Raw genomic sequence first — 18395 nt, 5'->3', positions numbered from 1 at the left:
TTCAGAGCCAGCCTTTCCAGCGAAAAAAGAAAAAGGGGATGACGGCTGATATTACCATCAAGGCCAGCGAATAGGGATAACCCGCCGCCCAGGCCAGTTCCGGCATGACCTGAAAATTCATGCCATAGATGGAAGCGACCAATGTCGGCGGCAGGAACACTACGGAGGCGATCGAGAAAATCTTGATGATCGAGTTCTGTTCGATGTTGATGAGGCCGAGTGAGGCGTCGAGCAGGAAGGTGATGTTGCCGGCGACAAAGGAGGCATGCTCCGACAGCGATTGAATATCGCGCGAGACGGTGCGGCACAGCTCCTTCGCCTCGTGGTCCTGCTGGATCGCCGGGACCGTGTAAAAGAACGTCAGAAGCCGGGAAAGCGAGCCGAGACTGTCGCGCAGCTTGCTGATCATGCGGTGATGACCGGCGATATCGCGCAATTTCTGCTCGAGGTAGTTCGAAGGCTTGCGGACCTTATTCGCCCTGCCGAAGACATGCGTCGACAAGATGTCGATGCGCGAGACGGAGGTTTCGAGGATTTCGGCGGTCCGGTCGACGATCGTCTCCAGCAGCTTGGCGAGAAGGGCCGGGCCGCTGCGCCAGTTTTCCGGCAGCCGGTGAAGGGCGGCGATGAACAGCGCAAAGGATTTCGGTTGGGCGTAGCGGATGGTGACCAGGCGGTCTCCGGCCAGGATGAAAGCGACATCGGTCAGCGTCGGCGCGTCGGTGTCCGCCTTCCAGACGAGGGAAGCGGTCATGAAGACGGCGTCGTTTTCGATATAAAGGCGAGCCGACGGTTCGATGTCCTTGAGATCGTCGCGAGTCGGGACCTCGATGCCGAGAACCTTCTCGACATAAAGCTCCTCCTCGCGGCTCGGCTCGAGCATATCGATCCAGACGACATCCTCGGGAAAGGATGCCGGCTGCGAGAGATCGCGGATCTCGACCGATTTGCAATTGGAACGGTAAGCGGTGATCACCGGCAGCGTCTCCGATGCTCACGACGCTTCGTGGTCATCATCTTCATTGCAAGCCTTTCCATCCGTCCGCCATCGCGGCAATGCGAGGGTGGCTCGTTCGAGGCCCAAACGGAAGCGGATCAAGAAAGTTCATACAACTCCGGCTGCATCAGGCCTCGAAAGCCAGCATGCGCATTGTGCTCCACCGCATCGCAGTTACCAATCCCTTCGACCTTGCAGGCGGTCCGGGACCTTCGAAACGAAGACGGCCGTCATTGAGCATCTGCAGCAATGCAATCATGGCGCCGCGGCATATGAAGCAAAGCCGTGAAATAATCAAGACATCTTCCGTGAAGCGCGGCTTTTCACCACATTTCCGCACAATTCGGGGTGGTCGCAACGGTGATTCGGCGCTTCAGCGCTTTGCTGTGATGCGCTCCGGCCCGGAAGTCCTGCCCATAACCCGAGACGTCATTCAAAGACGATCGCCGGCGCCGAGCGCTGGGGCTGGCCGCCGAGCTGCTGCCACACCTTGGCGGCGATGCCGCGATAGATGCCGGCGACGACGCCGTTCGGATCGGAGGCGACGAGCGGCGTGCCGGCATCGGACGTTTCGCGGATGTTCATCGTCAGCGGCACTTCACCGAGGAAGGGCACGCCGATGCGCTCGGCCTCCTTGCGAGCGCCGCCATGACCGAAAATGTCGTAGCGGGTGCCGGTGTCGGGTGCTATGAAATAGCTCATGTTTTCAACGATGCCGAGAACCGGCACCTCGACCTTGCGGAACATGTTGAGGCCCTTGCGGGCATCGATCAGGGCGAGATCCTGCGGCGTGGAAACGATGACGGCGCCGGCAAGCGGCACCTGCTGGGCCATCGTCAATTGCGCATCGCCGGTGCCGGGCGGCATGTCGACGACGAGAACGTCGAGCTCGCCCCATGCCACTTCGCGCAGCATCTGCATCAGGGCAGACTGGACCATCGGCCCGCGCCAGATCATCGCCGTCTCCTCGTCGACGAGGAAACCCATCGACATGACCTTGAGGCCGTAATTCTCCATCGGATTGATGATACGGCCATCGATCTGCGTCGGGCGGCCGGAGATCTTCAAGAGCCGCGGCATCGACGGGCCGTAAATATCGGCATCGAGAATGCCGACCCGGAGACCGTTGGCGAGCAGGCCGAGCGCCAGGTTGACGGCGGTGGTGGACTTGCCGACACCGCCCTTGCCGGAGGCGACGGCAATGATGGCGCCGATACCGGGGACACCGATCTTGCCGGCGCGCGGCGGCTGTTGCTGCGGCGCATGCGCGTGGCCCCCATGATCATGACCGGCATGACCGTGGGGCGGGTTCGGCGCCGGGCGGGCAGCGGGCGCCGCGGCGGCCGCCTTCTTGTCCGCCGTCAGCGTGACGAGCGCACCCTTGACACCCGGCATCTCCTTGATGACGCGCTCGGCGGCGAGCCGCATCGGCTCCAGCTCCTTGGCGCGTTCGGCCGGAACGGTGATGGAAAAATAGACCTTGCCGTCGGAGATGAAGACATCGGAGACCATGCCGAGCGAGACGATGTCGTGTTCGAGATCCGGTCCGCGCACGGTCTTCAGCGTTTCGAGAACCTGTTCCTTGGTGACGTCGGTCATTCCACCCTCATTGCTTCTTCTCGCAGACTACGGCGCCACGCGTCTTTCAAGGCGCGCACGTGATTTTAGCCTCGGCCAATTCCGACCAAGGCATGAAATCATGCGGTAGAGATAGTGGAGCCGCACGTCTTCGCCAAACAAAATCATCGGAAGGAAAATCAATTTGCCGGCTGCGAAAAACGCCGGCGGGGACCCCGCGAATCCGCTGCGGCCATCAAGTCCGCCGGGCTTCTCGCCCTGATGGCCGCAACGGTCTCTCTCCCCAAGAACCGGCGCAATGCGGGGCGAATTAGCGCAAGCCGAAAAAAAGGCCAGTGAAAAGTGACCGGGAAGAGGAAATCGTAAACAGCTGCCCAAGAAGCGGTGCCAAAAGGCAACAACCGCCACCGACGCCGAAGGCCGGGAGAGAAGCGGCGTCGGCGTCGGGCAGCGGTGTGTCGGCCGCGCCATTTCCTGGCGCTGGTCATCAAAGTCCCCTCTGGACCTCTGGCAAAGGAGATGCAGAAAGCGTGCCAGATGAAAAAATCGGGAAAAGCGCCGAGAAGCGCTGCGGCAACATCCCGGTTCTGCCTAAGAGCTGAGCGGACGGCCACGGCGCGCCACCACCTTTGCGACTTATTTGATCAGGCCGATCCGCAGTGCCTTGGCGACCGCCTGGGTGCGATTGACCGTGTCGAGCTTCTTGGTGGCGCGGTTGAGGTAATGATTGACCGTATGCTCCGACAGCGCGAGGATTTCGGCAATCTCGGCGCTGGTCTTACCGGCCGCCGTCCAGTTGAGGCAGTCGATCTCTCGGTCGGTTAGCGAATCCGTCATGCGCGTATCGAGGTTGCGGATTTCGGCAAGCCTGTCAAAGACATGGATGGCGATATAACAAAGCTCGCGCATTTCGGCGGCGCTGAAGGGTTCGCGGTCGCCGGAGAAGGAGACGGCACCGCGCAGGCCGGAGGCCTCGTGGGTTGGGAAATAGGCGCCGCGTATCATCCTGAAACGCTCGAACAACCCCGTGACCAGGACGGACTTGCCGTCGTCCCGCGCCCAGGCCTCCCGCGACATGTCGTAAAAGAAAGGCCGCGTCGATGTTCTAAGCCGCCTCAAAACCGGGCTGTTCACCATCAGCGCTTCCTGGTCGTAGAGCGCCAGAAGCTCGGCCGGCCAACTGGTGATGACGGTGTTGGCCTGCAGGTCGAGAGAGGTGATCGGCGGCAGGTTGAGAACCATGAAGGCGCGACTGCGATAGGCTTCCGTGACGCGTTTCAAGAAACGGAAAATATCGAACTGCGTCTTCAGGCCGGCGATTTCGTTGATATAATCGTCTTCTTCCGTGGAGGTTTGCGACAAGGGTACCATCACAGTTTTCATCTTCGGCGCCGCGGCCGGTTCGGTTGCATCGAGGCGTGACGAGCGTGAATTGGATTAGGTGGAAGCGGTCTCGGCAGACAGGCTTCAGCCAATGCGTGGTTGTAGATTCGCGGGTCATTCCACTTGGCGTGATTCGCCCGCAAATCTCAATATTTCGCTCATCATAAGCATGCTTAGCGAGCCGTCCAGCAAAGGTGGTAGCGATACCGTCACCGGCGCGGGCCGAGGCGGACGCGCATGCCCTCCATAATCCTCGCAGCCGCCAGCTGTACGGGAACGGCCCACTGACGCAGAAGTTCCATCGACAGCCGGTAGGCCGGGCCCGTGACCGAAATGCCGCCGATGAAGGTGCGATCCTCCGACCAGACGGGCGCGGCGACGCAGCGGATGCCGGCCTCGTGCTCCTCGAGGTCGAAAGCATAGCCCTGTTCGGCAATCTCGCGGATTTCGGCGGCAAGCGTCTCGGGCGAAGCATGTGTCGAGGCGGTAAAGCTGGTGAAGTTCAGGCCGGCGAGGAGATCGGCAAGAGTTTCGGGCGGAAGCAGCGAAAGAGCGGCCTTGCCGACGCCGGTGCAGTAGCAGGGCGAGGCGTTGCCGATCTGCGAATACATGCGCACCGGCTGACGGCCTTCGACCTTGTCGAGATAGATGATCGACTGTCCCCGGAGAACGCCGAGATGCACCGTCTCGCCGGTCGCCTGCTGGAGTTCGCTCAGGTGCGGTTCGGCAACCAGACGGAATTCGTTGCGCGCCCAGCTGCGCGCGGCGAAATCGAGCAGGCGCAGGCCCGGCGCATAACAGCCGTCACCATCGAGCTCCAGCAACCCCTCCTCCACCAGGTGGCTGAGCTGGCGATGCAGCGTGCCGCGCGGCTGGCCGGCGAGCGTCAGGATATCGGTGAAGCGTAGTGGCGTATCCGCATGGGTGACGAGATCGAGGAGAACCATCAATTTGCCGAGGGTGCCGGTCTCGCGGGCCTGGGCCATGCCGTCGCTTGAAGTCATTGTCTATGTGCCATCGAATCGATCCGCGCCGGCAAGCGTGCGCCCTTGACAGGAAGACCAGCATAATCCGATAATTCCACATAGTCAAATTAAGTTCCGAATAATGGAACATCTGGGAGGAAGGAAGCGGTGAGCGCAGTGGCAGCACAATTTCCCGAGTTCAAAGATCGCGCCGTGCTCGTGACCGGCGGCGGATCGGGCATCGGTGCCGCGATCGTCGAAGGTTTCGCACGCCAGGGCGCTAAGGTCTCCTTCATCGACATTGCCGAGACGGCCGGCAGCGAACTCGCGGAAAGACTGTCGCGGGAAACGGCGCATCCGGTGCTGTTCTACTATGCCGATCTGCGCGACATCGAGGCGATCCGGCGCACGGTCGATGTCGTCGTTCAGACATCCGGGCCGATCCGCGTGCTTGTCAACAATGCAGCGTGGGATGACCGCCACGAATTCGACGCGGTGACCGAGGCCTATTGGGACAACAATCAGGCGGTCAATCTGCGGCATGTGTTCTTCACCTCGCAGGCGGTGGCGCCGTCGATGCGGGCAGCCGGCGGCGGCGCGATCGTGAATATGTCATCGATCGCCTTCAAGCTGAACATGGGCGGCTTTCCTTCCTATGCGGCGGCGAAGGCGGCGGTCGTCGGACTGACGAAGAGCATGGCCGGCCGGCTCGGGCCGGAAAATATCCGGGTGAACTGCATTCTGCCCGGCATGGTCGTCACCGAACGGCAGATGCAGCTGTGGCTCACCGAGGAAAGCGTCGCCCGCTCGGTCGAGCAGCAATGCCTGAAATTCCCGCTCAAGGCGGATGCCATCGTCGGTCCCTGCCTGTTTCTTGCATCCGACTGCGCGGCTGCGATGACCGCTCAGTCCCTGATCGTCGATGGAGGCGTTTTGTAATGGCTAATCCCGCTTACGTCGCGGTGGACTGGGGCACCAGCAGTTTCCGGCTCTGGCTGATCGACAGGGACGGCGGCATCCTTGCCGAACGCCGCAGCGGCGAAGGCATGACGAGCGCGGCTAAGATCGGCTTTTCCCAGGTGCTGTCGGGCCATCTCACCGCTGTCGAAGCGCCGCAAGGTCTGCCTGTCATCGTTTGCGGCATGGCCGGCGCAAGGCAGGGCTGGGTCGAAGCCGGGTATATCGACGTGCCCGCGCCGCTCGCCTCGATCCTCACCGCGGCGGTCCGCGTGCCGGGTGAAAGCCGTGACATCCGCATCCTGCCGGGCCTTGCCCAGCGGGATGTGGCGAGGCCAGATGTCATGCGCGGCGAGGAGACCCAGCTTCTCGGCGCGCTCGGCCGCGCGAACTCCGCGGCGCAGGCAGTCTGCATGCCCGGCACGCATTCGAAATGGGTGCATGTCGCGGACGGCAAGGTCGCCGGCTTTTCGACTTTCATGACCGGCGAACTTTTCGACGTGATCAGCAAAAACACGATCCTGTCGCATGCCGTGGCAGGTGCCGAACAACAGCCGGCGGATGCGGCTGCCTTCGAAGCGGCCGTGTCGGCGGCCTTTGCGCATCCCGCACTTGCCTCCAATCTGCTGTTTGCCGCCCGTTCGGGCCAGCTGCTGCACGGGATCTCCGCCGCGGCCGCGCAGGCCCGGCTCTCCGGCACGCTGATCGGCCTCGAAATTGCCGGCGCGCTGCAGGATGCCGCCAACGGCACTGGCATCACCCTCGTCGCCTCCGGACGCCTGCAGGCGCTCTATGAGCAGGCCTTCAACACCCTCTCCCTTGCCTTCACCGCCATCGACGCCGACGCGGCCGTGCGCCGCGGCCTATCGGCAGCCGCCGAAGCCATCTGGCCGAAATGAGAAAGCTGACATGATGAACCGTATCCCCTTCCCCGACATGAAGCGCCCGCTGATCGCCATCCTGCGCGGCATCCGGCCCGACGAGACCGAGAGCATCGTCGGCGCCCTGATCGAAAATGGCCTGACGGCCATCGAGATTCCGCTCAATTCGCCGGAGCCGTTCAAATCCATCGAGATCGCCGCGAAGATGGCGCCGGCCGAGGCGCTGATCGGCGCCGGTACGGTGCTGACGGTCGAGGCTGTCGACAACCTGAATGCGGCCGGCGGCAAGCTGCTGGTGACCCCGAATGTCGAACCGGACGTGATCATCCGGGCGCGCGAATATGGTATGGTGACGATGCCGGGGGTCTTTACGCCGACGGAGGCCTTAGCGGCCGCACGCGCCGGCGCCACCGGTCTCAAATTCTTCCCGGCGAGCGTGCTTGGCCCTTCCGGCATCACGGCGATCCGCGCGATCCTGCCGCCGGAACTGACGATTGCCGCCGTCGGCGGCGTGTCGGACAAGAATTTCGCCGATTACACCAGGGCCGGCATCTCAGCCTTCGGCCTCGGCACCAGCCTCTACAAGCCCGGAATGACCGCGGCAGAGGTTGCCGAGCGCGCCAAGGCGACCATTTACGCCTATGATGCAGCCATGGGAGCGTGAACGTATGACCGACATTTACGAGTTCGAAGGCAAGACCCTTTGCAACACCAATTCCGTTCTCGGCGAAGGTCCGACCTATGATCCGGACAGCGATATCGTCTGGTGGTTCAACATCCTCGGCAAAGAGCTGCACGAGCTCAGACTCGCAACAGGGGAGAAAAAGGTCCATCCGCTGCCCGTGATGGCAAGCGTGCTGGCCCGCATCGACGCCGGACGGCAGCTGATCGCGACGGAGGAAGGGCTTTTCGTGCGTGATGTGGCGAGCGGCAACCTCACCTTCTATGCGGCGCTCGAGAACGACAGGCCGGAAAACCGCTCGAATGATGGCCGCACCCATCCGTCGGGGGCGCTCTGGATCGGCACCATGAGCAAGCGAGCGGAAAACCAGGCCGGCGCCATCTACCATGTCGCCGGCGGCAAGGTGACAAAGATCTTCAACGGCATCAGCATTCCGAATTCGATCTGCTTTTCCCCGGATGGCACCATCGGCTACTACACGGATTCCCGCATCAACCGGCTGATGCGCGTCATGGTCGATCCGCAGACCGGCCTGCCCTCGGGCGAGCCGATCGTGCTCGTCGACAGCATGAACGAGCCCGGCGACATTGACGGTTCGGTGGTGGATGCCGATGGCTATATCTGGAATGCTCGCTGGGGCGCCGGCGTCGTCGATCGCTACAATCCCGATGGCTTGCGTATCTCGCGCTACAAGGTTCCCGCCGTCCAGCCCTCCTGCCCGGCCTTCATCGGCGCCAATGCCGACCGACTGGCGGTGACGACGGCCTGGGAAGGTCTTGACGAGGACGCCCGTTCGGCCCAGCCGAGCGCCGGCGCGCTTCTGGAACTCGGCATCGAGGTCAAGGGCGTGTTCGATCCCGTCTATGTGCTCTGACAGCAGTTCGGCCAATGCAAGGCGCTCCCGAGTGGGCGTCTTTTTCGTTTCCGGGGCCGTTCGCTAATAAAAGTTCCGTGATAATCGAGAAATTTTCCGTGTTTTCAACCGGAACCAATCGGCGCACCACTCATTTTCCCTTCGAACCGGCGCGGCAAGGATGATGCATTGCCGGGTCAGCGATCACTCTAGGGAAATGAAAGTAGGTTCGAAATGACACGCAAACTTTTGACGACCGTTGCCGCTGGCGCGCTGTTTGCCACGGCTTTCGCACCGGCGGCATTTTCGCAGACGGCGCCGCAGCCTGCCGATCCCGCCGCGACCAATCAGGCAGCGCCGGCCGATCCGGCTGCCCCCAAGCCCGTCACCCCTGATGTCACTAAGCCCGCGGGCGACGCTGCACAGGCTCCGGCTGCAAAACCGAGCACGGATGTAGCCCAGGGTACCTATCTGACGGAGCAGGCTCCGGACCAGATCAGCGCCAACACTTATATCGGTCAGTCGGTCTACAACGCCAACAATGAAAGCATCGGTAGCATCAACGACCTGATCATGAAGAAAGATGGCGGCATCGTTGCTGCGATCGTCGGCGTGGGCGGCTTCCTCGGCATCGGCGAAAAGGACGTCGCCGTTCCGATCGAAAAAATCAGCATCGCCCAGAACACTCAGGACGGCAGTCTCAAGCTGACAACAACCGAAACCGCTGAATCGCTGAAGGCTGCGCCCGAGTTCAAGACGCTGGCAATGCAGTCTGCAGAGAAGGCCCCGGCCGCAACCGGTACCGATACGACGGCAACCGGCTCGACCACACCCAAGTAATCCGTGCGCGGTAGTATAGTGTAGGTGATGGCGCTCCTAGGGGCGCCATTACTTTGTCTGTTTGCTGGCTGCTTCGCGTGTTGCGGAGGCGAATTGCCTTATGCGCTGACGCGCTCGGCGGGCACCATATCGTAATAGTTCTCGTGCAGGAAGCGCAGCGTGGCGATGCCATCGGCCGGGCGGCCGAAATGGTAGCCCTGGCCCATGCCGCAGCCGAGCGTGCGCAGCTTCACGGCTTCGGCATAATCTTCGATGCCTTCGGCCACGACTTCCAGTTCCAGGCCTTCGCACATGGAAAGGATCGCCTTGATGATGTGTTCGGAGGCGCGGTCGGAATTGATGCGCGAGACGAAGGCGCGGTCGATCTTGATCTTGTCGAAGATGAAGTCGCGCAGACGACCGAGGCTCGACTGGCCCGTGCCGAAGTCGTCGAGCGAGATGCGAACGCCGGCTGCACGCAGATCGGCGATGATGCGGTGGGCGGTGTCGGCCGAACCCATCACCGCCGTCTCGGTGATTTCCAGTTCCAGGCGGTGCGGATCGAAGCCGACGCGACCGAGGATCGACAGGATGCTGCCGCTCGTGCCGGGATCCATCAGCTGCGCCGAAGAGAGATTGAACGACAGAAATAGTTCACGCGGCCAGGACAAGGCTGCTTCAGCAGCCTTGCGAAGCAGGGCCTCTGACAGAGCGTCGATGAAACCACGCTCTTCGGCGAGCGGCACGAAGACGCCGGGCGCCACGAAACCGAGATCGGGGTCGTTCCAGCGGGCGAGCGCCTCGAAGCCGACGACCTGATTGTTGGCGAGCGAGACGATCGGCTGGAAGTGAACGTCGATGGTGTCGGAGATGATGGCGTTTCTGAGCGCCTGCTCCAGCTGTGTTGCGCGTTTCATCTCCTGGGCGATTTCCCGCGAATAGACGGTTATCTGGCCGCGACCGCGGCGCTTGGAGCGATAGAGGGCGGTGTCGGCGCTCTTTAGCAGTTCTTCGCAGTCCTCGCCGGCGAAGGGGTAGATGGCAAAGCCGAAGGAGGCGGAGAGGCGGACGTTGCGGTCGCCGAGATCATAGGGCGCCGACAACACCTCGCGGATCATCTGGCCGAACTTCTCGGCGCTCGCCCGTTCGAAAATCAACGGCAGCACGAAGGCGAATTCGTCGCCGTCGTGGCGGGTGACCAGCGCCCCGTCCGGAATGCAGGCCCTCAGCCGATGGGCGACCTGGCAGAGGATCTCATCGCCGGCCGAGGAGCCGAAGAGATCGTTGATCGGCTTGAAGCTGTCGAGATTGGCGATGCCGATGGTGAAAGGGGCCGGATCGCTGGCACGTTCGGCGGAGATCTGCAGGACCTTTTCGCGCATGCGATTGCGGTTTCCCAATCCGGTCAGCGGATCGGTATAGGCCATCGCTTGAAGCTCATTATGACTCACGGCCAAGGAAGCCGTTTCCGCCGATCTCATCATCCAAATCCGAGCTTTCCTCCGCAGCCGGGCAAAGAATGACCGGGATTTCTTAACAAGTCGCTAGTAAATCAGCGGCGTCGGCAGCCTGATTCGCCCCAAAATTGGGGAATTGACGACACGCGCCGCCGGATACCGGTATCATCCGCTCGCTCGGACCCGTGCAGCGTCTTCCATCAGGTATTTCTGGAATATCGCCTCGAGCATGTCGGGGCTGACGGGTTTCATGATGACGTCGTCCATTCCTGATTTGGCGCATTCGGCGCGATCGCGCTCGAAGGCCTGCGTGAGCACGCCGATGATCGGGGTGCGGGCTGCGCCGCCGGCTTCCTCCATCTGGCGGATCAGGCGCGCGGCCTCGAAGCCGTTGAAACCCGGGAGCGAAATGTCCATCAGCACCACCTGCGGCCTGTGCTCGGCCCAAAGTCGCACGACCTCGTCGCCGGTCGCGGCGATCATATGGCGATAGCCAAGGCCCTCGAGTATCTGTGAAAACACGATCTGGTTGATATCGTTGTCCTCGGCGACGAGAACCTGCAGGCCGACCATCTCGTCGGACGTGCTGATTTCCCAATCCGCATCGGCGCCGGCACCGTTGTTGCGGCTGTTGCGATTGAAGTGGCGGGCGATCTGGAAGGTGAGCTCGTTGGCGATCTGGAAGCCGTCCATGACGAGCGCCGGGATGCCGTATTGCTCGGAAAGCTCGAGGCAGCGCATGCCCATCTGGTTGTCGATGATCAAGAGATCGAGCGAGATGCCGGAGGAGGTGGCGATTTCCAGGAATCGTTCCTCTTCATCCTCACCACCCACCGAGCAGGATTCGAAACCATATTTCGACAGCGTCCGCAGAGCGGCGGCCTCGGCGGCAAGGTCGGCGGTGACCACGAGGATCTTGCGGCCGGAGAAATTCTCCGGGACGATCGCCTCCATCGCCGCCGGCTCGCGGCGCTCCACCGCGCTCGGCACCGGCACATAGGCGCGGCGATAACTCTGATTGGCGGAGGCAGTGATCGCCGAGGCGCGGTCAAACTCCTCGAGATCGGCGCCGTCGCGCGGCAGATCCTGCATGGTCGACACCAGGAAATAGCGGCCGGGCTTGCCGATACGGTGTTTGCGGCTGACGATGTCGCGCTCGATGCCGTCGCGGGAGATCTGCCGCTGGCGGGAGATCGACATCTCGCCGGTTTCCAGCACGTGACGATCGCTTTCTTCGAAGCGCTTGGCGATCTCAGGTGAGAAGAGATCGCCGCTCTTGCGCCCGAGCACCTCGTCGGCGCTCCTCTGATATTTCTCACAAAAGGCGAGGTTCACCGCAACATAGGTGAGGTTGCGATCCTTGACGAAAAGCGGGAACGGCAGGTTATCGAGAATGTCTTCGGTGAGCTGCACCCGCTCCAGGTCCGAGCGCCACTGCGCCTCGCGCTTCTTGTCCTCGGAGATATCGGAAACCACGGTGACGCCGTAACCGCTCGGCAGCCTGCGCTTGACGAAGCGGACCCAGTTGTCGGCGCCATGTCGCTCGACGGATTCGAAGCGCTCGCGCCAATGCGAGGCGATTTTCTGCGACAGCCAGTCCTCGCGGCTCAGCGAGCCGCTCTGCCTGATATCATATTGCTGGCGAACGCCGGTATCGTAGATCGCGCCCAGGAAATCGCGCAGCCGGATGCCCGGCTTCAGCATCTCGGGCGGCAAGGGGAAGAATTCGACAATCTGGCGGCTTGCGAAGATCAGATGATCGTTCTTGTCGTAGATGATGAACGCTGCCGATAGGCTGTCGCACACCGCATCGAAGAGCGACGTCTGCAGATCTGCCCCGGCGAGCGTCCCGTCGGTCTCTGATGATGTGTCCGCCTTTTCGAAGCCGGCACTCATTCCATTTCGTCCCACATCTGTTCGATTTCGCGGCTTCTGGAGGTGTGTGATTAAAAATGCCATTTTTCTGTTAAAACCGGCTTAACACTACCGATCCCCGAATGCGGGGGAGCCGCGGATCACAGTTCCACCAAGCGATCGGAAACCCCTTCCCTCCCGCCCGCGAATCCTCGAAAATAGCTCATGGCCATCAGACAGCTTTCCGAAACGCTCATCAACCAGATCGCCGCCGGCGAAGTCATCGAACGGCCGGCGAGCGCTGCCAAGGAATTGATCGAGAACGCGCTGGATGCCGGAGCGACGCGCATCGAGATCGCCACGGCAGGCGGCGGCAAGGCGCTGCTGCGGGTCAGCGATAACGGCTGCGGCATGGACGCGGCCGATCTGGAACTGGCGATCAGGCGCCACTGCACCTCGAAGATCTCCGAAACGCTCGAGGATATTAGAACGCTCGGCTTCCGCGGCGAGGCACTGCCTTCGATCGGGTCCGTGGCGAGGCTCAGCATCGCAAGCCGCAAGCGCGACAGCGCCGGCGGCCACGAGATCGCCATTGCCGGCGGCAAGGTCTTGCATCTGAGGCCGGCCGCCGCCAATCCCGGCACCATCGTCGAAGTCCGCGACCTGTTCTTCGCCACGCCGGCGCGGCTCAAATTCCTGAAGACGGAAAAGGCCGAGGCGGGTGCGATTACCGAGATCGTCAAACGCATGGCGATCGCTTTTCCCGCCGTGCGCTTCGTGCTGTCCGGCTCCGATCGTGCGACGCTCGAATTTCCGGCAACGGGCGACGATCATCTGGCGCGCATGGCGCAGGTGCTCGGCAAAGACTTCAGCGACAACGCCATTGCGCTCGACGCGGTACGCGAGGAGATCACGCTGACCGGCTTTGCCGGCGTGCCGACCTTCAATCGCGGCAACTCCGCCCATCAATATGCCTTCGTCAACGGCCGCCCGGTGCAGGACAAGCTGATCCTCTCGGCGATCCGCGGCGCCTATGCCGAGACGATCCCGTCCGGGCGCTATCCGGTGGCGGTGCTGTCGATCGCTCTCGATCCTGCCCTCGTCGACGTCAACGTGCATCCGGCCAAATCCGACGTGCGGTTCCGCGATCCAGGCCTGGTGCGCGGCCTGATCGTCGGCGCCATTCGCGAGGCGCTCGCGCGCGACGGCAGCCGGGCGGCAACGACCGGCGCGAGCGATATGCTGCGCGCCTTCCGCCCCGGTTTCCAGCCGTTTGCCCAACGCTCGCAGGCGCCATGGTCGGCGGAGACCTCGCCCTCCCGCCCCTATCAGCCGGCAACGGGTTTCAGCGAACGATCCCAAGCCGCTTTCGACGCACTTTCGATGCCGACAGCGCGGGCCGAGACGCAGTCTTCGCCACAGCCTGCTGCGCCTGAACCGGCCGGGCGTTATCCGCTCGGCGCGGCGCGGGCCCAGATCCACGCCAATTATATTGTCGCCCAGACCGAGGACGGGCTCGTCATCGTCGACCAGCATGCGGCGCATGAGCGGCTGGTGTTCGAGGCGATGCGCAAGGCGCTGCATTCAAAGCGGCTGGCCTCGCAGGTGCTGCTGATCCCCGAGATCGTCGACATTCCGGAAGAGGATTGCGACCGGCTGATGCTGCATGCGGCAGAGTTTGCCGAACTCGGTCTGGCGATCGAGCGCTTCGGTCCCGGGGCGATCGCGGTGCGCGAAACGCCGGCCATGCTCGGCGAGGTCGACGTCCATGGCCTGATCCGCCAGCTCGCCGACGAGATTGCAGAATGGGATACGGCGTCGGGCCTGTCGGCCAAGCTCGAATATGTGGCGGCGACTATGGCCTGCCATGGATCGGTTCGCTCCGGCCGGCGGCTGCGGCCGGAGGAAATGAACGCGCTGCTGAGGGAAATGGAAGTGACGCCCGGCTCCGGCCAGTGCAATCACGGCCGGCCGACCCATATCGAATTGAAGCTCAGCGACATTGAGCGGCTTTTCGGCAGAAGCTGAAAAAGCTGGCAAAGCCGCCTTTGCGGGAGTAAGGCAGACGGATGACAAGTTGCAGGGAACGGAGCGCATGAATTTGTTCGAAGGGCACGGAAACCGCGAGGCGAAGATCCGTTATCTCGACGGCGATTTCCAGATTCTCTCGCCCGGCTCCTATGTCGTCTGTGCGATGACCGGAAAAAACATCCCGCTCGACGAACTGCGCTACTGGAGCGTCGCCCGCCAGGAGCCCTATGCCGACGTTATTTCTGCAATCGAAGCCGACAAACGTGCCGGCGTGCTGCCGAACCAGCGGCGTTAGCTCTTAACTTTCATTTCCCTTAAACGCCGCTCGCGACAGGCGACGATCGCCCGGTCGATGATCAGGCTCGGGGCGAGATGATCCTCGAAGACCATGTCGACTTCGATCACCCGGCATTTTTTCGCCAGTTGCTCCGCCTTGCCGTGATGGCCGGAGAGACGAACGAAATCCTTTGACGTGGTGACAATCAGGAGATCCTGGCGTTCGGCGGTCGTCAGGATGTCGTCGATCTCCTCCTCGGTCAGATGCTCGTGGTCGCCGAAGCTCTTGGCGAGGGCTATTTCGGCGCCGCGCGATTCGACGGTGCGGAAGAATTTGGCGGGATCGGCGATGCCAGCGAAGGCGAGCACCTTGATGCCGGCAAGCCGGTCGTCGCCGCGCACCTTCAGCGATGCGGTGAAATAGGGCTTTGCCGCGCGTGCCGCCATGCGGACGATCGCGTCGGCAGCATTGCCGCCGCCGACCTTCAGCAGCGCCGTCGCCGAACGCAGCTGCTGGCGGATCGGCGCACGCACCGGGCCGGCCGGCACGATATGGCCATTGCCAAGGCCGCGCGTCGCGTCGATGACGAGCAGCGCATAGTCGATCGCCAGCCGGGCGCTCTGAAAACCATCATCCATGATGATGAGATCGGCGCCTTCCGCCACCAGACGCCGAGCACCGTCGACGCGCCGGCGGGAAATCACCGTCAGCGCCTCCTGGGCGAGCAACAGCGGTTCATCGCCGACGGCGACCGCCCGGTGATGATGGGGATCGACCACGGTCGTCACGTCGAGCGAGCCGCCGTAACCTCTGCTGAGAAAGCCGGGTTTCAGGCCTTTCGCCTTGGCGGCGCGGGCGAGCGTCAACGCCGTCGGCGTCTTGCCGGCGCCGCCGACTGTGAAATTGCCGACGCAGATAACGGGAACGGAAACCGAGGCGCGGCGCGCATGGGCCATGCGATGGCCGGCGACACGGCCGTAGACAAAGGAAAGCGGCGCCAGCAGCCAGGCCCGCCAATCGGCTTTCCTCCACCAGAACGGCGGCGCTTCTGAAATCATTTTGCCGTCCGCTCCCCGCCGGCTAGAGAATTTCGTCTTCCCGGCCGGATTGAGAGATTAAAATCGATGAAAATGCAAGCCTTTACCGATCAGGCCGGCTGCAGATCAGGCAGCAGCGTCTCGAGGGCGGTGATATCGTCGAGCACATGATCGGCAGCCGCAGCAAGTGAATCGCGCGAGCCGGTTCCCGTCAACACGGCGATCCTCAGTCCCGCGCCGGCATTTAGGCCCATGTGCAGATCGTGATTGTTGTCGCCGACCATGGCGACCTCTTCAGGCAGAAGACCGGTCGCAGCGCAGAAGCCGAGCACCATGCCCGGCTCCGGCTTGACGCCGAAGCCGCTGTCGTAGCCGGCGATATAATCGACAAAGTGGGCGAAACCGAAGCGCTCCGCCGTCTGGCGGATGGAGCGCTCATTGTCGCTGGAGGCGACACCGAGCTTGAAACCACGCCGATGCAGCCTTGCGAAGAAGCCGGCAAGGTCAGTCACCGGCACGGAAAATTCAGCGGCGCCGGAAAAGAGGTCGTCGAGACGGATCGTCAATTCGTCGATGTCCACCATCGACCCGGCGGCAACGAGTCCCTCGGCGATCTGCCTTGTATTGCCGGCGGCGAGCAGGCTGTCGGGGACGATATGGCCGCTCACCGGATCCATGCCGCAGGCGGACAGCAGCCGGTCGGCCAAAAGCGGGTCGCCCTCAGCGGCGATGCGGGCAAGCTCGCGATTGACCGGCAGCCAGCTCTCATCATAGTCGAGCAGCGTGCCGTCCTTGTCGAAGAGGATGCCTTTGATATGCGCCGGGCCGGACATCGCGTCTCCTCAAACCTGGGCCGCGGTCCTGGGCAACAAACGCGCCTTGACCGTCAGCGGATTGATATAGGGTTCGAGCCCCTTCACTGTCGCCGACAGTGCGCCACGCATCTCGTGCACGGTGGCGACGCCGGCCTCGATCATGTTACGGCGGGCTTCATCGTTGGTCAGCAGGTAATGCACGCCCTTGGCCAGCATTTCGGTATCGCGCACCATTCGGGCGCTGCCGCTGCGGGCGAGCTTCTGATAGGCCTCACGGAAATTCTGCACATTGCCGCCGGAGAGGATGGCGCAGCCGAGCATGGCAGGCTCCAGCGGGTTCTGACCACCCTCGGCAAAGAGCGAGCGGCCGACGAAGGCGATTTCGGTCAGACGGAGATAAAGCCCCATTTCGCCGATCGTATCGCCGAGAAAGATATCGACATCGGCGGAGAGGACATCGTCGCGTGTGCGGCGGGCGACTTTCAGCCCCTGCTTGACGAGCGCCGCCTCGATCTCGTCGCTGCGCTCGGGATGGCGGGGCACGATGATCGTCAATTGACGATCGCGCTCCTTCAGGGCGCGATGGACGATGCCGGCGGCATTTTCCTCGCCGTCAAAAGTGGAGATCGCCGCCCAGGTCTTGCGATCGCCGATCTGCTTCTTGTAGCGGGCGAAGACAGCGCTGTCATAAGGCGGCGCATCGGTATCGACCTTCAGATTGCCCGAAGTGATGACGGGAACGGCACCAAGATCGCGAAAACGCTCGGCATCGACATCGGATTGGGCGATGACGAGAGCGAGGTTCTCGAACAGGGCCTCAGCAATCGACGGGCGGCCGCGCCAACGGGCAAAGGAGCGGTCCGACATGCGGGCATTTACCAGGATTTGCGGGATGCGGCGACGGCCGAGTTCCAGCACCGTCGCCGGCCAGATTTCGGATTCGGCGATGATGGCGCAATCGGGCTGCCAATAATCGAGGAAGCGGCTGACGGATGGCTTCAGATCCAGCGGCACATATTGATGAATCGCCTCCTGGCCGAGGCGCTCGGCGGCGAGCCTGGCGGAGGTGATGGTGCCGGTGGTTAGGATGACATGAATGTCGCGGCGGCGAATTTCGCGGATCAGCGGTATGACCGCATTGGTTTCGCCGACACTTGCGGCGTGGAACCAGACGAGCGGGCCCTGGGGCCGATTGGCGCTCGGATAGCCGAAGCGTTCCAGGCGGCGCGCACGGTCTTCCTTGCCCTTGGCCGTGCGGTAGGTCAGATAGAGGCCGACGACCGGGGAAGCCACGGTCCCCGCCAGACGGTATGTGCTCAGACCGAGCCGCGCCATCCGAGAGCTCATCGCGCCAGCCTCCGACCCAAGACGATCGACATCAAACCCATTCCCTTATTATCGTTGCGGCCGGAATGGCCGATCAATTTGTTCAGAATGCGTCAAACGATCCGGATCGACGGGCGCCCGATGCACGAAGGCCCGTTCGGCTGGCTGCGGCTGCCGAGGTCAGTTGCCCCCAGCCTTTTGCTGCGGATCGAGCAGACGGTGCATGTGGACGATGAAATAGCGCATATGTGCGTTGTCGACCGTCTGCTGCGCTTTCGCCTTCCAGGCCGTCAGCGCCGAGGCATAGTCGGGAAAAATGCCGACGATATCGAGGCCGTCCAGATCACGGAACTGGACATCTTCGAGGCTTTCGAGTTCGCCGCCGAAAACGAGGTGCAAAAGCTGTTTCTTGTCACCGGAGTCAGTCATTTTCTTGTTCTCTTTCTGCCTAGTTCCTCCGCCACCTCATCTGCGGGATTTTGA

17 protein-coding genes are annotated in these 18395 nt (G+C 62.5%); 7 read left to right on the top strand and 10 right to left on the bottom strand.

Features of this window, described 5'->3' with window-relative positions; genetic code table 11:
- Position 1: 1 nt before the first annotated feature.
- The 4 genes from AC13QO_RS21285 to AC13QO_RS21270 all read right to left on the bottom strand — a co-directional run bounded on the left by AC13QO_RS21285 (position 2) and on the right by AC13QO_RS21270 (position 4962).
- Positions 2-976 (bottom strand): magnesium transporter CorA family protein, encoded by a 975-nt coding sequence (locus AC13QO_RS21285; RefSeq protein WP_488541725.1) that lies wholly within the window; start codon positions 974-976, stop codon positions 2-4.
- Between the two features lie 450 nt (positions 977-1426).
- Complete coding sequence (locus AC13QO_RS21280; RefSeq protein WP_285194767.1) at positions 1427-2596, bottom strand: Mrp/NBP35 family ATP-binding protein; 1170 nt, start codon at positions 2594-2596, stop codon at positions 1427-1429.
- 615 nt (positions 2597-3211) lie between these two features.
- On the bottom strand, positions 3212-3946 hold the full coding sequence (locus tag AC13QO_RS21275) for a LuxR family transcriptional regulator (protein ID WP_183703084.1): 735 nt from the start codon (positions 3944-3946) through the stop codon (positions 3212-3214).
- 221 nt (positions 3947-4167) lie between these two features.
- Positions 4168-4962, bottom strand: coding sequence for an IclR family transcriptional regulator (locus AC13QO_RS21270; protein ID WP_183702993.1), 795 nt, complete (start codon positions 4960-4962; stop codon positions 4168-4170).
- 129 nt (positions 4963-5091) lie between these two features.
- On the opposite strand from AC13QO_RS21270, the gene AC13QO_RS21265 reads away from it, so the two are divergent.
- From AC13QO_RS21265 to AC13QO_RS21245, 5 genes are all read left to right on the top strand, one after another.
- Positions 5092-5862 (top strand): SDR family NAD(P)-dependent oxidoreductase, encoded by a 771-nt coding sequence (locus tag AC13QO_RS21265; RefSeq protein ID WP_488541724.1) that lies wholly within the window; start codon positions 5092-5094, stop codon positions 5860-5862.
- Positions 5862-6779 (top strand): 2-dehydro-3-deoxygalactonokinase, encoded by a 918-nt coding sequence (locus AC13QO_RS21260; RefSeq protein ID WP_488541723.1) that lies wholly within the window; start codon positions 5862-5864, stop codon positions 6777-6779. Before AC13QO_RS21265 ends, AC13QO_RS21260 begins: the two co-directional genes overlap by 1 nt.
- 13 nt (positions 6780-6792) lie before the next feature.
- Complete coding sequence (locus tag AC13QO_RS21255; protein WP_488541735.1) at positions 6793-7425, top strand: 2-dehydro-3-deoxy-6-phosphogalactonate aldolase; 633 nt, start codon at positions 6793-6795, stop codon at positions 7423-7425.
- 4 nt (positions 7426-7429) lie between these two features.
- Positions 7430-8317: an SMP-30/gluconolactonase/LRE family protein gene (locus AC13QO_RS21250; protein ID WP_183702987.1), complete on the top strand. Its 888-nt coding sequence runs from the start codon at positions 7430-7432 to the stop codon at positions 8315-8317.
- A 213-nt stretch (positions 8318-8530) separates the two neighbouring features.
- The gene (locus tag AC13QO_RS21245; RefSeq protein ID WP_488541722.1) at positions 8531-9136 is read left to right on the top strand and encodes a PRC-barrel domain-containing protein; all 606 of its coding nucleotides are present in this window, start codon (positions 8531-8533) and stop codon (positions 9134-9136) included.
- A 98-nt stretch (positions 9137-9234) separates the two neighbouring features.
- Here the strand turns inward: AC13QO_RS21245 and AC13QO_RS21240 are convergent, their stop codons facing one another.
- Both AC13QO_RS21240 and AC13QO_RS21235 read right to left on the bottom strand, forming a co-directional pair.
- Positions 9235-10599 (bottom strand): putative bifunctional diguanylate cyclase/phosphodiesterase, encoded by a 1365-nt coding sequence (locus AC13QO_RS21240; protein WP_488541721.1) that lies wholly within the window; start codon positions 10597-10599, stop codon positions 9235-9237.
- Between the two features lie 138 nt (positions 10600-10737).
- On the bottom strand, positions 10738-12468 hold the full coding sequence (locus tag AC13QO_RS21235; RefSeq protein ID WP_488541720.1) for a response regulator: 1731 nt from the start codon (positions 12466-12468) through the stop codon (positions 10738-10740).
- 183 nt (positions 12469-12651) lie between these two features.
- On the opposite strand from AC13QO_RS21235, the gene mutL reads away from it, so the two are divergent.
- On the top strand, positions 12652-14454 hold the full coding sequence (mutL, locus tag AC13QO_RS21230; RefSeq protein ID WP_488541719.1) for a DNA mismatch repair endonuclease MutL: 1803 nt from the start codon (positions 12652-12654) through the stop codon (positions 14452-14454).
- 67 nt (positions 14455-14521) lie between these two features.
- On the top strand, positions 14522-14752 hold the full coding sequence (locus AC13QO_RS21225; RefSeq protein ID WP_010010632.1) for a DUF2093 domain-containing protein: 231 nt from the start codon (positions 14522-14524) through the stop codon (positions 14750-14752).
- Here AC13QO_RS21225 and lpxK read toward each other — a convergent pair.
- The 4 genes from lpxK to AC13QO_RS21205 form a co-directional block, all read right to left on the bottom strand.
- Positions 14749-15792 (bottom strand): tetraacyldisaccharide 4'-kinase, encoded by a 1044-nt coding sequence (gene lpxK / locus AC13QO_RS21220; RefSeq protein ID WP_085777124.1) that lies wholly within the window; start codon positions 15790-15792, stop codon positions 14749-14751. The genes AC13QO_RS21225 and lpxK overlap by 4 nt on opposite strands.
- 89 nt (positions 15793-15881) lie before the next feature.
- Positions 15882-16604: an HAD family hydrolase gene (locus tag AC13QO_RS21215; RefSeq protein WP_085777123.1), complete on the bottom strand. Its 723-nt coding sequence runs from the start codon at positions 16602-16604 to the stop codon at positions 15882-15884.
- A gap of 9 nt (positions 16605-16613) precedes the next feature.
- Positions 16614-17933, bottom strand: a complete 1320-nt coding sequence (waaA, locus tag AC13QO_RS21210; protein WP_085777122.1) for a lipid IV(A) 3-deoxy-D-manno-octulosonic acid transferase — start codon at positions 17931-17933, stop codon at positions 16614-16616.
- A 159-nt stretch (positions 17934-18092) separates the two neighbouring features.
- Positions 18093-18341, bottom strand: a complete 249-nt coding sequence (locus AC13QO_RS21205; RefSeq protein ID WP_085777121.1) for a DUF4170 domain-containing protein — start codon at positions 18339-18341, stop codon at positions 18093-18095.
- Positions 18342-18395: the final 54 nt, after the last annotated feature.

The organism is Rhizobium sp. CNPSo 3670, from assembly GCF_057784555.1.
This window is presented reverse-complemented; position numbering and strand designations above follow the sequence as displayed.

What these genes read in the sequence shown, in the direction of transcription:
- AC13QO_RS21235 (WP_488541720.1), bottom strand. Translation starts at nt 12,468, where the DNA reads ATGAGTGCCGGCTTCGAAAAGGCGGACACATCATCAGAGACCGACGGG.
- AC13QO_RS21250 (WP_183702987.1), top strand. Translation starts at nt 7,430, where the DNA reads ATGACCGACATTTACGAGTTCGAAGGCAAGACCCTTTGCAACACCAAT.
- AC13QO_RS21205 (WP_085777121.1), bottom strand. Translation starts at nt 18,341, where the DNA reads ATGACTGACTCCGGTGACAAGAAACAGCTTTTGCACCTCGTTTTCGGC.
- AC13QO_RS21225 (WP_010010632.1), top strand. Translation starts at nt 14,522, where the DNA reads ATGAATTTGTTCGAAGGGCACGGAAACCGCGAGGCGAAGATCCGTTAT.
- lpxK (WP_085777124.1), bottom strand. Translation starts at nt 15,792, where the DNA reads ATGATTTCAGAAGCGCCGCCGTTCTGGTGGAGGAAAGCCGATTGGCGG.
- AC13QO_RS21245 (WP_488541722.1), top strand. Translation starts at nt 8,531, where the DNA reads ATGACACGCAAACTTTTGACGACCGTTGCCGCTGGCGCGCTGTTTGCC.
- AC13QO_RS21260 (WP_488541723.1), top strand. Translation starts at nt 5,862, where the DNA reads ATGGCTAATCCCGCTTACGTCGCGGTGGACTGGGGCACCAGCAGTTTC.
- waaA (WP_085777122.1), bottom strand. Translation starts at nt 17,933, where the DNA reads ATGAGCTCTCGGATGGCGCGGCTCGGTCTGAGCACATACCGTCTGGCG.
- AC13QO_RS21255 (WP_488541735.1), top strand. Translation starts at nt 6,793, where the DNA reads ATGAACCGTATCCCCTTCCCCGACATGAAGCGCCCGCTGATCGCCATC.
- AC13QO_RS21215 (WP_085777123.1), bottom strand. Translation starts at nt 16,604, where the DNA reads ATGTCCGGCCCGGCGCATATCAAAGGCATCCTCTTCGACAAGGACGGC.
- AC13QO_RS21280 (WP_285194767.1), bottom strand. Translation starts at nt 2,596, where the DNA reads ATGACCGACGTCACCAAGGAACAGGTTCTCGAAACGCTGAAGACCGTG.
- mutL (WP_488541719.1), top strand. Translation starts at nt 12,652, where the DNA reads ATGGCCATCAGACAGCTTTCCGAAACGCTCATCAACCAGATCGCCGCC.
- AC13QO_RS21240 (WP_488541721.1), bottom strand. Translation starts at nt 10,599, where the DNA reads ATGATGAGATCGGCGGAAACGGCTTCCTTGGCCGTGAGTCATAATGAG.
- AC13QO_RS21275 (WP_183703084.1), bottom strand. Translation starts at nt 3,946, where the DNA reads ATGGTACCCTTGTCGCAAACCTCCACGGAAGAAGACGATTATATCAAC.
- AC13QO_RS21270 (WP_183702993.1), bottom strand. Translation starts at nt 4,962, where the DNA reads ATGACTTCAAGCGACGGCATGGCCCAGGCCCGCGAGACCGGCACCCTC.